The following is a 14252-nucleotide window of genomic DNA, read 5'->3' as shown; positions in this document are numbered from 1 at the left end:
TGCGCTCAGGTGCGCAAGGCGATGTGGTTGACCACGTTCTCCACGCCCTGCACGTACCATGCGTCGCGCTCGGCCTGGCGCCGCGTGTCCTCGCTGGTGACGCAGCCTTCCAGCGTCACCACGCGGTTCTCGGTATGCACGCTGACCTGGCCGGCATCGACGAAGGGATCGGTCTCCAGCACCAGCATCAGTGCCTCGGTGATTTCATCGTCGCGGTCGGCTTCGGCGGGCGCCACCACCAGTTCATTGACCACGCAGCGGCAGCCGCGCGACCACCAGGCCAGCACCCCTGCCAGGCGCATGTGCGACAGGCTGATCACCTGCCCCCACAGCGTTACCACGCCGTCGTGCACTTCCACTTCAATCCAGCCGCTGCGTTCGCCCACGGCTTCGCGCATGGCCTCGGGCTTGCCCTTGACGCGCGCGCAGATCTTGCAATTGCGGAAATCGATGGCATTGAGCAGGCGCTCGCACACCGCGTCGCGCAGTTCGCCGTCGCCGACCTGCATGCCGCCGTCGGCCACGCGCAGGTGATCAATCACGCTGGTTACGCCGTCCACGCGCCGCACCGTCGCCGCGGCCCGGGTCTTGTCGACGATATCGGCCACCTCGCCTTCCAGGATCAGCGCGCCGTCGGAAAGCCGCAACTGGATGGTAGGATGGAGGACATGACCCTGATAAGGCACATGCGCCAAGGCTGCGCGCGCCTGCGTCAGCACCGCTTCGCTACTCTGCATTTTGTTCGCCTCGCCCGATTGGTCTGGAGATGGAAGACGCGCGCCCCTGCCTGCAGGCGCGCCTGGCGCGGCGCCGCAGGCTCCTTCACCCCCGGGGCCCTGGCAACCGCTTCCTCATTATAGGAAGCGGTCCGGGAACGGCTCGGCTCTCAGGCAGCGGCTGCCTCGCGCGCACGGGCCACTTCCTGGTTGCGCAGGATAAAGCGCTGGACCTTGCCGCTGGGGGTCTTGGGCAGTTCGGCGACGAACTCGATCTCGCGCGGGTAGGCATGGGCGGCCAGGCGCTTGCGCACGTGCTGGCGCAGCGCCTCGGCCAATTCCGGCGCGGCGCGATATTGCGGGTCCAGCACGACAAAGGCCTTGATCAGCTCGGTGCGCTCCGGATCGGGCTTGCCGATCACCGCGGCCTCGACCACGGCCGGGTGTTCGATCAGCGCGCTTTCCACGTCGAACGGGCCCACGCGGTAGCCCGAGGTGGTGATGACGTCGTCGGCCCGGCCGATGAAGCTGATGCTGCCGTCGTCGTTCAGCTCGGCGGAATCGCCGGTCAGGTAGTAGCCGCCGGCAAACCCGCTGGTGGACGTGCCGTGATAGCCGCCGAACCAGCACATCGGCGAGCGCTTCAGGTCCAGCGCCAGCGTGCCCGGCTGGCCCGGCGGCAGTTCACGCTGTTCATCGTCCACCACCACCACGCGGTGCCCAGGGCTGGCAAAGCCGGCCGCGCCCATGCGCACCGGATGCGCCAGCGCATGGTGGTTGCACAGCACCATGCCCAGCTCGGTCTGGCCGTAGTGGTCGTGGATGGTCACGCCCAGTTCGCTGGCGAACCAGCGGATCACTTCCGGGTTGAGCGGCTCGCCCGCGCTGCTGACGGCGCGCAGCCGCCCGCGCAGCGGGCCTGACACGGCCTCGCCCGCGGCGATCAGCAGCCGGTATGCCGTGGGCGAGCCGGCCAGGTTGGTGATGCCGTACTTGCGGATCACACGGCATGTGCTCTCCACGGTGAACGGGCCATCATAAAAGGTGGTGGGATGGCCCAGCGCCAGCGGGCCCGTGACCGCGTAATACAGGCCGTAGGCCCAGCCCGGATCGGCCAGGTTCCAGAAAGCATCTTCCGCGCGCAGGTCGACCGCGTCGCGCATATAGCCGGCAAACGCGGCGATGGCCTTGAGCGGCACCAGCAGCGGCTTGGCCGGGCCGGTGGTGCCGGAGGTGAACATCATCAGGAAGGGGTCGTCGCCCCGGCGCGGCACCGGCTCGAACGACGCCGGCTGGCGTTCCAGCTCGGCCCAGAAGCTGAAGTCGCCGCGCACCAGGCCGCGGCCCTTGTCGCCGGCCACGGTGACGATGGCGGGACAGCCATCCACGTCATCCAGCTTGGGGCGGTTGGCGCCATCGGTGACCACTATCTTCGCGCCGGACGCATTGAGCCGGTGCTCGATGGCCTTGGGGCCGAAGGCCGTGAACAGCGGCTGGTACACCGCGCCGGCGCGCCAGGTGCCGAGAATCGTCACCAGCAGTTCCGCATTGCGCGGCAGCAGGCCCGCCACGCGGTCGCCCGGCTGCACGCCCTGCGCCTTCAGGAAACCGGCAAACTGCGCGGACAGTGCCTGCAGCTCGGTAAAGGTCCAGCTGCGCGAATTGCCGTCGCGCCCTTCCCAGAACAGCGCGATACGGCCGGGCAGCGCGTGCCGGTCGCAGCATTCGACGCAGGCGTTCATTGCCTCGAGGCTGCCGTGCAGCTGCCGTGCCACGGCGTCGTCATAGGAAAATCCGTCGAAGGCTTGGGCGTAGTCGCGCATGGTGTCTCCTGTATTCCGGCTTGTGCCTTTTGGTAGGTGGCCAGTGCGCGCGGCATGGCGGCGCGCAGCGGCTGCCGCAAGAGTGTGCGCGAGCGCCAGGGGAGCAGGCAATAGCCGATTCCGCCAGCGCCGCTGACGGTTTTTGCCATTCCTGCCGTGAGCCCTGAGGCACCCCGAGCCACCCTTGACGCGGCACCGCCCGGCGCCGACGATACGGGCATCACCGCCAGGAGACAGCGCATGTGCACCAACTACGCCCCGGTCCAGCGTCGGATCCTGCGCGAAATCTTCGGCGTGGAACCGCCGCCGGGGATGTACAAGGCTGAAACCTATCCGGACTACGCGGCGCCGATCGTGCGCGCCGCCGACGATGGCGCGCGCAGTGGCGCACTGGCCTCGTTCGGCATGGTGCCGCGCCCGCGCATCCCGCCCGGCGCACGGCGCTTTGACACCACCAATGCCCGCAGCGAGACCGTGGGCGAGCGCCCCGCCTTTGCGCGCTACTGGCGCCAGGGCCAGTTGTGTCTGGTGCCGGCCACGGCGTTCTATGAGTTTGCGTATCCCGAAGATGCAGTGCCCGGCGGCACGTCCGGCAAGCCGGTGCGCTGGCGCGTCTGGCTACCCGGCGAGCAGGCCTTCGGCATCGCGGGCCTGTGGCGCAGCTGGCCGGACCAGTCGCTGTCCTTCACCATGCTGACCATCAACTCGGCCCAGCACCCGGTGATGCAGCGCTTCCACAAGCCGGGCGATGAAAAACGGTCAGTGGTCATCGTGCCGCGTGAACAGTGGGACGACTGGCTCGCCTGCCGCGATCCCGAGGTCGCGCGCACCTTCCTGACCCTCTTGCCCGCGGACGCCATGCGGGCCGAACCGGCGCCCAAAGTGCAGGGAGCGCCAATCCCCGACTCGGCGTAAGCGCGCCGCTTTCGCCGCCATGGCCGCGGGCTCGCTCCCACGCAAGGCGGCTCAGAAGCGGTAGGTAACGCTGCCCACCACCGTGCGGCGCGCGCCGAAGTAGCAGTCACCGCGCGCCAGGCAGGTGGTCAGGAATTGCTTGTCGAACAGGTTGTTGGCATTCAACGAGACGCGCAGCGGGCCGTGGTCATAGGCGATCATCGCGTCGTAGAGCGTGACGCCGCCCACCCGGTTCTGGTCGGCACCGTCATAGCTGGGACCGACATAGCGCACCCCGCCGCCGGCGACAAAGCCCGGCACGCCAAACAGCCTGAAGCGATAGTTGGCCCACAGCGACGCCATGTTCGACGGCGTGCTCGGCAGCTTCTTGCCCACCTCGGCCGGCGTGCCGTCGATCACGCGCGCATCCAGGTAGGTATAGGTTGCGATCAGGTCCAGTCGGCTGGACAGCGAGGCCAGTGCCTCCACCTCGATGCCGCGTGTACGCGCCTCGCCCACCTGGACCGAATCGGGAATGCCGTTGACCACGCCGGCGGTCTTGCGGTTTTTCTCGCGCATATCGAATGCGGCGATGGTCAACGTGGCGTTCTTGCCCGGCGGCTGGTACTTGATCCCCGCCTCCCACTGCGAACCGCGCAGCGGCTTGAAGGCCTGGTTGGCCTTGTTGAAGCCGGCCAGCCCCTGGAACGACTCGGAATAGCTGACGTACGGGTTGAGGCCGATGTCCGAGCGGTACATCAGGCCGCCACGCTTGGTCAGCTCGCTGTCGTCGCGGCTGGCCGAAGGCGTGTTGTCCTGCGCGGCGCGCGACCAGTCATAGCGCAGCCCCAGCATCAGCAGCCACTTGTTCCACGACAGCTGGTCCTGCACGTACAAGCCGGTCTGCGCATGCGTGGCGGGGTTCAGGTCGCGCGTGCCCGGCAGGGTGAAATTGCCGTAGACCGGGTTGAACACATTAAGCGGCGCGGCCGTGCCCCCCACCCCGGCGCGCCCCGTGATCTCGGCGTGCTGGTAGTCGACGCCGGTCAGCAGTGTGTGCTGGACCGGGCCGGTGCGGAAGTTGGTCTGCGCCTGGGTATCGACCGCGAACGAGTTCAGCGTGGGCTGGTTCAGGTAAACCGTGCGGCGCATCAGCGTATCGCTGCCCGCCACCCAGCCGTGGCCGGCGCCATTGAAGCCGGTCGCGTAGATGCTGCGGTAGTCCACCGTGCTGTGCGAATAGCGCAGGTTCTGCCGCACCGTCACGGTGTCGTTGAACTTGTGTTGGAACTCATAGCCCACCGACGCCTGCTCGGCGTTGTAGCGGTCGAAGCCGAGCTCGCTGATAAACAGGTGATCGGGGATCTGGCCGGCCGGGTTGGCCTGCAGCGTGCCGCGCCAGGGGAAGAAGCCGACCGAGGTCCCGCTTTCATCGCGCTGGAAGTTGGCCAGCAGCGTGAGCGAGGTGTCCTGGCTCGGGCGCCACGTCAGCGAAGGCGCGATCAGGTAGCGGTTGTCCTTGACGTAGTCAACCTGCGTGTCGCTGTCGCGCGCCAGCGCCACCAGCCGGTACAGCCACTTGCCGTCCGCATCGAGCGGGCCGGTCAGGTCGGCCTGCACCTGCTTGCGGTTGTAGTTGCCGAACTGCACGCCGATCTCGCGCGCCGCTTCAGGCTGCGGGCGCTTGCTGACCAGGTTCAGGATGCCGCCGACCGCGCCCTGCCCGAACAGCATCGACGACGGCCCGCGCAGCACGTCGATGCGCTCCAGCGCGTACACATCGGGCCGCACGTTGTTGTAGAAGCCGACCTGGTTCAGCAGGCCGTCGCGATACTGCGTGAAATCCGTGCCGCGGAACTTGCCCCAGTCGCCACGCGCATCGTTGCCGTACGGGCCGGCATAGACCCCGGCGCTGTAGCCGATGGCCTGCTGCACGCTCTGCGCGCCCTGTGCCTCCATCCGGTCGCGCGTGATGACGGTGATCGACTGGGGCGTCTCCATCACCGGCGTGTCGGTCTTGGTGGCGGTGGCGCTGCGTTTTGCCACGAAGCCATGGACCGGGCCGGTGGCGGTTTCGTCGTCACTGCTGGCGCGGACCGTGACGGCCGGCAGTTCAGCCGCCGCGCTGGCCGTTGCCGGCGCAGGCACTTCGCCGGCTTGGGCAAACACGCCGCCCGCCTGCAGGCTCAGCACAAGGGTGGTCAGCGAAAGGCCGCGCGGGGTGACAAGCACGGGGCAGGCAAAGCGCGGCTTTGCCCGCTTGGTGGGGTGGAGATACATCACTCAGGGATCGGAAGGTAGCTACCCCGCAGGCGCGGCGTGGCAAGTGGAAAATCCTGATTACGAATACGACTAATTCTCAATTACAACAGATTGTAGCCTGAATGTGTCAGAAGAGAGACATTTTCTATGGCCCCCTGGACTGCCTGCTGCAGAGTGATCAGTTTTCCGCTTTACTACGATGCCAGGATTAACGCTGTAGCATAAAAATGTCGCACCACCCTATTTCTTGCTGCTACAGTAAATCCGAATGGAAATCGAGTTTGACTTGGCAAAGGACGCTATCAACCAACGTCAACACGGGTTGTCACTGGCCGCCGCGGGGTTGATGGACTTGGTAGCGCCCTGCTGGAGATCGATGACCGCAAGCCATATGGCGAAACCCGCTACATCGCATATGGGCCGATTGGCCGGCGCCTGTATTGCCCGGTATTCACCATACGCGGCAACACGCTACGGGTAATCAGCCTGCGTAAAGCCAACTCCCGAGAGGTGCGAGACTATGAACAGGAAACCTGACCTCACCATGCCGACGCCCGCGGAGGATGCCGCCATTGCGCGCGGCATTGCCGGAGACCCCGATGCGGTGTCGTTGCCGACCGAGCAAATCAAGCGGATGCGCTCGGCGCGCAAGGTACCCGAGCAGGTAGTGGGAAAAGAAAAAGCCGATGCGCTGGTGAAACGCCGTGGCAGGCCGGCCAAGCCGGCTGGCGAGCGCAAGGTCAACCAGACCTTGCGGATCGATCCCGATGTACTGGACGCCTACAAGGCCACCGGCAGCGGATGGCAAACGCTGATGAACGACGCACTGCGCGATTACGCCAAATCGCACCGGATACTGCCGCGGCGCTAAGCCAGACGAAGGAAGCGTCGGGCAGTCCTCAGCCTCAGTGAGCAGCCCCCAAGCCAATCAGCCGGCCTGCAGCCGGCCCAGCAACCGCCGCCCCGCCTCGACCACCGCCGCATCCGGCTGCATCTGGTAGCGCACGATCATGCCTTCGATGCACAGCATGGCTTCCTCGGCCACCGCTTGCGACTGGTCCAGGCCCAGGCGCGTGGCGATGTCGGCGACGAACGCCTCCAGCTCGGCCTTGTGGGCCGCCGCCTGCTCCGCCGCGCGCGCGTCGCCGCCCGCCTCGGCCACCACGTTGATAAAGGCGCAGCCACGGAAGTCGCGGCTGAACCAGTCCGCCAGCGCGTCAGCAATCACGTCCAGGTGCGGGCGCGCGGCAAGCCGGACTTCCACGTCCTGCCGGAACCAGGTCATCCACTCATCATGGCGGCGCGCCAGGAACGCCGAGATCAGCTCGTTCTTGGAGGCGAAATGGCGGTAGAGCGACATCTTGGCGACGCCGGATTCGGCAATGATCTTGTCGATGCCGGTGGCGCGGTAGCCCTCCTGGTAGAACAGGCGGGCAGCGGTGTCGAGGATGCGGTCGCGGGCGGAAGGCGTGGCCATGTTGGCTGCGGAGTCGGTAATGGGAGCGGCCGGACAGCACCCTGCGCCGCCCGGCCTCTATAGGTCGATACTATGACAGACAGACCTGTCTAGCAAACCTGGCCCGCTCAGACCTGCAGCTTTGCCTCCGCATCACGCAGCGCCGTACGCAGGCCCTCTTCCACCACCGGGTGGTAGAACGGCATGCCCAGCATCTGCCCGATCGTCAGGCCCTGCTGGTAGGACCACGCCAGCAGGTGGGCGATGTTCTCGGCACGCGGGCCGGTCCATTCCGCGCCCAGGAAGCGGCCCGAGGCCTTGTCGGCATAGACGTGCATCAGGCCGCGGTTCTTCAGCATCACGCGGCTGCGGCCCTGGTCCTCGAAGCTGACCTCGCCGGTCACGAACGTGCCTTCGGCCAGGTCGGCGTAACGCTGGCCGACCATCGCGATCTGCGGGTCCGTGAACACCACCGCGATCGGCGCGCGGCGGGCCAGCGGCTTCACCTGCGGGTAGCTGGCGGCGTTCTCGCCCGCGGCCTTGCCCTCGTCGGCGGCCTCGTGCAGCAGCGGCAGGATGTTGTTGGCGTCGCCGGCGATGAACACCGGCGCATTGCCGCACTGGAGCGTGCGCGCATCGAACAGCGGCACGCCGCGCGCATCCAGCGCCAGGCCGGCATGCTCCAGGCCCAGGCCGCGAACATTGGGCACGCGGCCGGTGGCGACCAGCGCATAGTCGAAGCGCTCAGTCACGCTGCGGCCTTCGCGGTCCAGGTAGGTCACCACCACCTGGTCGCCGTCGCGGGCCATGTCGGTCACCTTGGCGTCCGGATCGAGATAGAACTCGCCGTTGAAGGTCTTCGCCGCGTAGGCGCGGATCACGGGATCCGTCAGCGGGCCGAGCGAGCCGCTGACGCCGAACACGCGCACCCGCACGCCGAGGCGCGACAAGGCCTGGCCCAGTTCCAGCCCGATCACGCCGGGGCCGAACACCACCACGCTGGCGGGCAGGTCTTCCCAGGCGAACACATCGTCATTGACGATCAGGCGGTCGCCGAACGCCTGGAACGGCGCCGGCAGCATCGGCGTGGAGCCGGTGGCGATGACCACGCGGCTGGCACGCACAATGGTGTGCCCATCCACTTCCAGCGTGGTGTTGTCGATAAAGCGGGCATAGCCGCGGATGCGGTCGGCTTCGGGGATGCTCTCCACGCCGCGCACCACAAAGCCGACAAAGCGGTCGCGCTCGCTGCGCACGCGGGCCATCACCTCGCGGCCGTCGATGCGGACCTGCCCATCCACGTGCACGCCGAACGGCGCGGTGTGGCGCAGTTCGTGCGCGGCCTCGGCGGCAGCGATCAACAGCTTGGAGGGCATGCAGCCCACCCGCGCGCAGGTGGTGCCGTACGGGCCGCCCTCGATGATCACGGCGCGCTTGCCCGCGGCAATCGCGGCACGGTAGGCGGCAAGGCCGGCGGTGCCTGCGCCGATCACGGCGACGTCGGTCTGGATGGTGGTCATGGCGGTCGTTTCCTTTGTCTTGATGGCGTCAAACTGGTGTCAATCAGCGGGCTGGATGGGGCCGCCATGCCGCCGGGCAAGGCGACCCCATCGGGTCCGGCGACTGCCGGTCCCCGGATGGGGGATGGAAGGGGAATCGGCTTACTTGCCCAGGTACTGCTGCAGCGCCTCGGCGCCGCCGATGAGCTTGCCGTTGATAAAGACCTGCGGTGCGGTCATCTCGCCCGACACGGCGCCCAGCACCTTGCCGCGCACCTTGTTGTCCAGCGGCACGTCGATGTAGTCGAAGCCGTTGTCGTCCAGCAGTTGCTTGGCCTTGGCGCAGAACGAGCAGCCGACCTTGGAGAACACCACCACCTGGTCCGGCTTGCGCGCATTCGGCGCGATGTGGGCCAGCATGGTGTCGGCGTCGGAGACCTTGAACGGGTCGCCCGGCTCTTCCGGCTCGATGAACATCTTCTGCACCACGCCGTCCTTGACCAGCATCGCATAGCGCCAGCTGCGCTTGCCGAAGCCCAGGTCGGCCTTGTCCACCAGCATGCCCATGCCTTCGGTGAATTCACCGTTGCCGTCGGGGATCATGGTGATGTTCTCGGACTCCTGGTCCTTGGCCCACTCGTTCATCACGAAGGTGTCGTTGACGGACACGCACAGGATGTCGTCCACGCCGTGCTTCGCGAACACCGGCGCCAGCTCGTTATAGCGCGGCAGGTGGGTCGACGAGCAAGTCGGCGTGAAGGCGCCCGGCAGCGAGAACACGACCACGGTCTTGCCGTTGAACAGCTCGCCGGTGGTGACGGTCTTCCACTCGTTGTCTTCACGCATGCGGAAAGCGACATTGGGAACGCGTTGGCCTTCACGGGATTGCAGCATCAGTTCACTCCTTGGTCTGGATCGGGTTGGTTTCGGCTGCGGGTTGCAGCGAAGGCCCCATTCTGTCGACCGGGATGTGATTTGTACAATTCATCGTTTTAACTACGACGATTGCCTTACGCTATTGATCCGGCATAGCCACTCCCTATTGCGCCGGCAATGGCACCTCATCCGCGCGCACGCAAGAGCATATTTTTTCGGCAAATACCGGCGAGTGCCCTATCATGCGGCATCCACTCAGACTCCCCTTTTTGTCCGCAATGACCCGACCTTGCCGCCTGCCGTCTCTCTGCCGATGGGCCCCGATGCTCGCGCTGTCACTGATGCTGGCGCACCCCGCGCAGGCGCAAACCCTGAAGAAACCGGCCCTGGATGCGCTGGTCTCCGGCACCCGAACGGCAGCCCACGCCGACCTGCAGGCATTCATGGCCGCCGCGGCCAAAGCCGAGCCTTCGGTGGCGCCGGCCGTGGCGGCGTGGCAAGCCCGGTCGCCGCTGGCCGGCGACAACCTGGCCAATATCGGCCGCCTGCTGGGCGTCTACAACCGCGTCCACAACGAGGCCGGGGTGATCGACACCATCGGCAGGATGGTGGCGCTGCGTACCGTGCGCGACGAGAAGGTCCCGCAGCACGAGAACCCCGCCATCATCGAGTTCGGCAAGATGATCGAGGCCATGGCGCGTGACTTCGGGCTGGCCTACCGCAATGTCGACAACCGGGTCTTCGAGGTCACGCTGCCCGGCGGCGCCAAGGATACCTTCGGCATCCTGACCCACGCCGACGTGGTGCCTGCGGTGGCCGAGGAATGGGTGCTGGAGGACGGCACCAAACTGGATCCGTTCCGCATGACGCGCGTGGGCGACACGCTGTACGGGCGCGGCACCATCGACGACAAGGGCTCGATCGCCGCGGTCATGTATGCCATGAAGACCGTCAAGGAAAGCGGCGTGCCGCTGGAGCGCACCATCCGCCTGATGATCGAGACCACCGAGGAAACCGGCGGCGACGGCATGAAGTACTACCGCCAGCACACCACCCTGCCCGAGTACAACGTCGTGCTCGACAGCAAATACCCCGCGGTGGTGGCGGAGAAAGGCGCGGGCACACTGACCGTGTCCTTCGGCATCAAGGCAGCGGACGGCAAGAGCGCGCAGGGCAAGCCCGACTACAAGGGACCGGCCATCGTTGCCATGCGCGGCGCGGCCTCGGCCAACGCCATCCCCGAGACCGCCACCGCGCGCATTGCCGGCGGCGATGCTGCCGCCGTGGCTGCCACGCTGGAACAGGCGCGCGCTGAATTCCTGCACCGCCACACCCCGCGCGGCAAGTTCTCCATCGAAGTGAAGCGCGCCGGCAACGACGTGGAAGTCAAGGTCACCGGCGTCTCGGCGCACGGATCGCGCCCGGAGGAAGGGGTCAACCCGCTGCCGCGGCTGGCGCTGTTCCTGCAGGCCAGCGGCGTGCAATTTGCCGAGAACCATTACCTGAACGCGGTCCGCTACCTGAACGACCTGTACGGGCTGGACTACCTCGGCACCAGGATGGAGGTGGCCTACCGCGACCCGTTCATGGGCCCGCTGACCATGTCGCCCACGCTGGTGCGCGAGCGCGGCGAATACGTCGACGTGGTCACCAACGTGCGCATGCCGCGCGGCCGCACCCCGGATGAGCTGGGCGGCAAGATCACCAAGCGTATTTTCGGCTGGGCCGCCACCCATGGCCCGGTCGAGATCAAGTACGACCAGGGCAACTGGATGGCGCGTGATCCCAAGGGCGCGTGGCTGTCCACCCTGCTGAACATCTTTGGCGATACCACCGGGCTGGAAGCCAAGCCGGTTTCCACCGCCGGCAGCACCACCGCCAAGCTGATGCCCAATGCCATCAACTTCGGGCCGGCCATGCCGGGCAAGAAGTACACCGCGCACAATGCGCGCGAGTACAAGGAAGTTGCCGACCTGAACCTGGATATGCAGATGTTCACTGAGATGCTGGTGCGGATCGGGAACCTGGACAAGATGCAGTAAGGCTGTTCTACCAAGTCCGATTGTTCGCCCCCCTCTCCCACGCGCGGGAGAGGGAGCTGGCTTGCGGTGTTCAGCGAATATCGCCGTACTGATACCCAACAGCCTTACAACCCCAGTTCACTCAACCCCGCATGTTCATCCGGCCGCCGGCCCAGTGGCCAGTGGAACTTGCGGTCCGCCGCCTTCATCGGCGCATCGTTGATGCAGGCATAGCGCCTGCGCATCAGCCCCGCCTCATCGAACTCCCAGTTCTCATTGCCGTATGACCGGTACCAGTTGCCGGAATCGTCGTGCCATTCGTAGGCAAAGCGCACGGCGATGCGGTTGCCGTCGTGCGCCCACAGCTCCTTGATCAGCCGGTAATCCAGCTCCTTCTGCCACTTGCGCTGCAGGAAGGCGACGATGTCGGCGCGGCCGTTGACGAATTCCGCACGGTTGCGCCAGGCGCTGTCGACCGTATAGGCCAGCGCCACGCGCTCGGGGTCACGGCTGTTCCAGCCGTCCTCGGCTGCACGGACCTTGGCAATGGCGGATTCACGGGTGAATGGGGGCAACGGCGGACGGATTTCGGCTTGTGCGGACATGCGGAGACTCCTTTGCTGAAACAGGGTGGATCAGGTGGGAAGAACAGCCTGCTCGTTATGATACAGACCTGTATCATTATTGATAGACAGATCTGTCTTGTCAAGGCAGGCTGTCGGGCAGAATTCAAAAGCAAGACCCGGAGTGCGAGGCGCACGCGGGCGGCCTAAAGTTGGCACCATGCAAGCGAGAGACAGGAGACCCGCGGTGAGCATCAGCCAGATACAACGCCCCGAAATGGCCGTGGCAGGGCCGCGCAGGCCAATACCGCCGGCGCGCGGCACGGCGCGGGGGCGTGGGCACGGAGCCGATATCGCCACCCGCGTCGATGGCACCGACTGGGCGGCCATTGCACGCGAACTCGACGACTACGGCTGCGCCGCGATCCGCGGCCTGCTGTCGGCAGCCGAATGCGACGCGCTTGCCGACGGCTATGCGCAGGACGCGCTGTACCGCTCTCGCATCGAGATGCGCCGGCACGGTTTTGGCCAGGGCGAGTACAAGTACTTCCGCTACCCCCTGCCCGACACCGTGGCCGCATTGCGCACGGCGCTGTATCCGCGCCTGGTGCCGGTGGCCAACCGCTGGAACGCCGCCATGGGCATCGATGTGCGTTATCCCGCCGCGCACGCCGACTATCTTGCCCGCTGCCACGACGCCGGCCAGTTGCGCCCGACGCCATTGCTGCTGCGCTACGGCCCGGGCGACTACAACTGCCTGCACCAGGACCTGTATGGCGAGCACGTATTCCCGCTGCAGGTCGCCATCCTGCTGTCCGAGCCGGGCCGCGACTTTACCGGCGGAGAGTTCGTGATGACCGAGCAGCGGCCGCGCATGCAGTCGCGGGCCGAGGTGGTGACGCTGCACCAGGGCGACGCGGTGGTATTCGCCGTCAGCCAGCGCCCGGTGCAGGGCAGCCGCGGCAGCTACCGCGTGAACCTGCGGCACGGCGTCAGCCGGCTGCACGCGGGCCAGCGCTACACGCTGGGCATCATCTTCCACGACGCCACGTGAGGTATTCCATGACCCGTTCCACACAGCAACCGGAAGCCAGCACCATCGAACGCGACCCGCGCTGGGCCCGCGTGCTGGCGCGCGATCCGGGCGCCGACGGTGCCTTTGTCTATGCGGTCAAGACCACCGGCGTGTACTGCCTGCCGAGCAGCCCGTCGCGCCTGCCGCATCCGGCCAATGTCGAGTTCTTCGACAACGCCGCCGCCGCCGAAGCCGCCGGTTACCGGCCCAGCCGCCGTGCCGCCGCGCCTGCGCTGGCGGCCCAGCATGCAGCCATCGTGGCCGACGCCTGCCGCCGCATCAAGGCCGCCGACACCCTGCCCACGCTGACCGAACTGGCCAGTGCGGCGGGCGTCAGCCCCTATCACTTCCACCGCCTCTTCAAGGCCGCCACCGGCCTGACGCCGCGCGCCTATGCCGCCGCGCATCGCGCCAGGAAGCTGCGTGAGCAACTGGGCACCAGCGACTCCGTGACCGAGGCGATCTACGACGCCGGCTTCGGCTCCAACAGCCGCTTCTACGAGACCTCGGACGCGGTGCTGGGCATGACCCCGACGCGCTACCACGCGGGTGGGGCTGACACCGATATCCGCTTTGCCATCGGCCAGTGCTCGCTGGGCGCGATCCTGGTGGCCCAGAGCGAGCGCGGTGTCTGCGCGATCCTGCTGGGCGACGATCCGCAAACGCTGGTGCAGGACCTGCAGGACCAGTTCCCGCGCGCCAACCTGATCGGCGGCGATGCGCAGTTCGAGCAACTGGTGGCGCAAGTGGTGGGCTTTATCGAGGCACCGTCTATCGGCCTGGCGCTGCCGCTGGATGTGCGCGGCACCGCGTTCCAGCAGCGTGTATGGCAGGCCCTGCAGGAGATCCCTGCGGGCAGCACCGCCAGCTATGCCGAGATCGCGGCCCGCATCGGCGCGCCGCGTGCGGTGCGCGCGGTGGCGCAGGCCTGCGCCGCCAACCACCTGGCGGTGGCCATTCCCTGCCATCGCGTGGTGCGCAGCGACGGCAACCTGTCGGGCTACCGCTGGGGCGTGGCGCGCAAGCGCGAACTGCTGGAGCGCGAGGCGCAAGCCTGAGTGGCGCGC

Annotated in this window: 13 protein-coding genes; 6 read left to right on the top strand and 7 right to left on the bottom strand. The window is 67.0% G+C overall.

Annotation, left to right across the window (positions count from 1 at the left end):
• Positions 1–5 precede the first annotated feature (5 nt).
• Positions 6–737, bottom strand: coding sequence for a BON domain-containing protein (locus KB879_RS10295; RefSeq protein WP_013952736.1), 732 nt, complete (start codon positions 735–737; stop codon positions 6–8).
• A 149-nt stretch (positions 738–886) separates the two neighbouring features.
• Positions 887–2539: an AMP-binding protein gene (locus KB879_RS10290; RefSeq protein ID WP_013952735.1), complete on the bottom strand. Its 1653-nt coding sequence runs from the start codon at positions 2537–2539 to the stop codon at positions 887–889.
• Between the two features lie 240 nt (positions 2540–2779).
• On the opposite strand from KB879_RS10290, the gene KB879_RS10285 reads away from it, so the two are divergent.
• Entirely contained in the window at positions 2780–3454 is a 675-nt protein-coding gene (locus tag KB879_RS10285; RefSeq protein ID WP_211981208.1) for an SOS response-associated peptidase, read from the top strand.
• Positions 3455–3505: 51 nt separating this feature from the next.
• Here KB879_RS10285 and KB879_RS10280 read toward each other — a convergent pair whose 3' ends face one another.
• Positions 3506–5713 (bottom strand): TonB-dependent siderophore receptor, encoded by a 2208-nt coding sequence (locus KB879_RS10280; protein ID WP_211981206.1) that lies wholly within the window; start codon positions 5711–5713, stop codon positions 3506–3508.
• 345 nt (positions 5714–6058) lie between these two features.
• On the opposite strand from KB879_RS10280, the gene KB879_RS40365 reads away from it, so the two are divergent.
• A complete protein-coding gene (locus KB879_RS40365) occupies positions 6059–6232 on the top strand; it encodes a BrnT family toxin (protein ID WP_330995914.1) in 174 nt (57 codons plus the stop codon).
• Positions 6216–6566: a BrnA antitoxin family protein gene (locus tag KB879_RS10270; protein WP_013952732.1), complete on the top strand. Its 351-nt coding sequence runs from the start codon at positions 6216–6218 to the stop codon at positions 6564–6566. The genes KB879_RS40365 and KB879_RS10270 overlap by 17 nt, the downstream gene beginning before the upstream one ends.
• A gap of 57 nt (positions 6567–6623) precedes the next feature.
• On the opposite strand, the gene KB879_RS10265 is transcribed toward KB879_RS10270, so the two are convergent.
• The 3 genes from KB879_RS10265 to KB879_RS10255 form a co-directional block, all read right to left on the bottom strand.
• A complete protein-coding gene (locus KB879_RS10265; RefSeq protein WP_211981205.1) occupies positions 6624–7172 on the bottom strand; it encodes a TetR/AcrR family transcriptional regulator in 549 nt (182 codons plus the stop codon).
• 107 nt (positions 7173–7279) lie between these two features.
• Positions 7280–8671 carry a dihydrolipoyl dehydrogenase gene (locus KB879_RS10260; RefSeq protein ID WP_211981203.1) on the bottom strand — a complete coding sequence of 464 codons (1392 nt, stop codon included), beginning with the start codon at positions 8669–8671 and terminating at the stop codon, positions 7280–7282.
• Between the two features lie 141 nt (positions 8672–8812).
• A complete protein-coding gene (locus tag KB879_RS10255) occupies positions 8813–9544 on the bottom strand; it encodes a glutathione peroxidase (RefSeq protein WP_013952729.1) in 732 nt (243 codons plus the stop codon).
• 305 nt (positions 9545–9849) lie between these two features.
• Here KB879_RS10255 and KB879_RS10250 point away from each other — a divergent pair, with 305 nt between their 5' ends.
• Complete coding sequence (locus KB879_RS10250; RefSeq protein ID WP_238553128.1) at positions 9850–11568, top strand: dipeptidase; 1719 nt, start codon at positions 9850–9852, stop codon at positions 11566–11568.
• Between the two features lie 104 nt (positions 11569–11672).
• Here the strand turns inward: KB879_RS10250 and KB879_RS10245 are convergent, their stop codons facing one another.
• On the bottom strand, positions 11673–12152 hold the full coding sequence (locus KB879_RS10245) for a nuclear transport factor 2 family protein (RefSeq protein ID WP_013952727.1): 480 nt from the start codon (positions 12150–12152) through the stop codon (positions 11673–11675).
• Between the two features lie 235 nt (positions 12153–12387).
• On the opposite strand from KB879_RS10245, the gene KB879_RS10240 reads away from it, so the two are divergent.
• A complete protein-coding gene (locus tag KB879_RS10240; protein WP_371827410.1) occupies positions 12388–13164 on the top strand; it encodes a 2OG-Fe(II) oxygenase in 777 nt (258 codons plus the stop codon).
• Between the two features lie 8 nt (positions 13165–13172).
• Positions 13173–14243 carry a bifunctional DNA-binding transcriptional regulator/O6-methylguanine-DNA methyltransferase Ada gene (gene ada / locus KB879_RS10235; protein WP_211981201.1) on the top strand — a complete coding sequence of 357 codons (1071 nt, stop codon included), beginning with the start codon at positions 13173–13175 and terminating at the stop codon, positions 14241–14243.
• Positions 14244–14252: the final 9 nt, after the last annotated feature.

The sequence above is a fragment of the Cupriavidus sp. KK10 genome (assembly GCF_018223725.1).
GTDB lineage: Bacteria > Pseudomonadota > Gammaproteobacteria > Burkholderiales > Burkholderiaceae > Cupriavidus > Cupriavidus necator.
The sequence above is the reverse complement of the archived record's forward strand: the minus strand, read 5'-3'. Positions and strand labels throughout refer to the sequence as shown.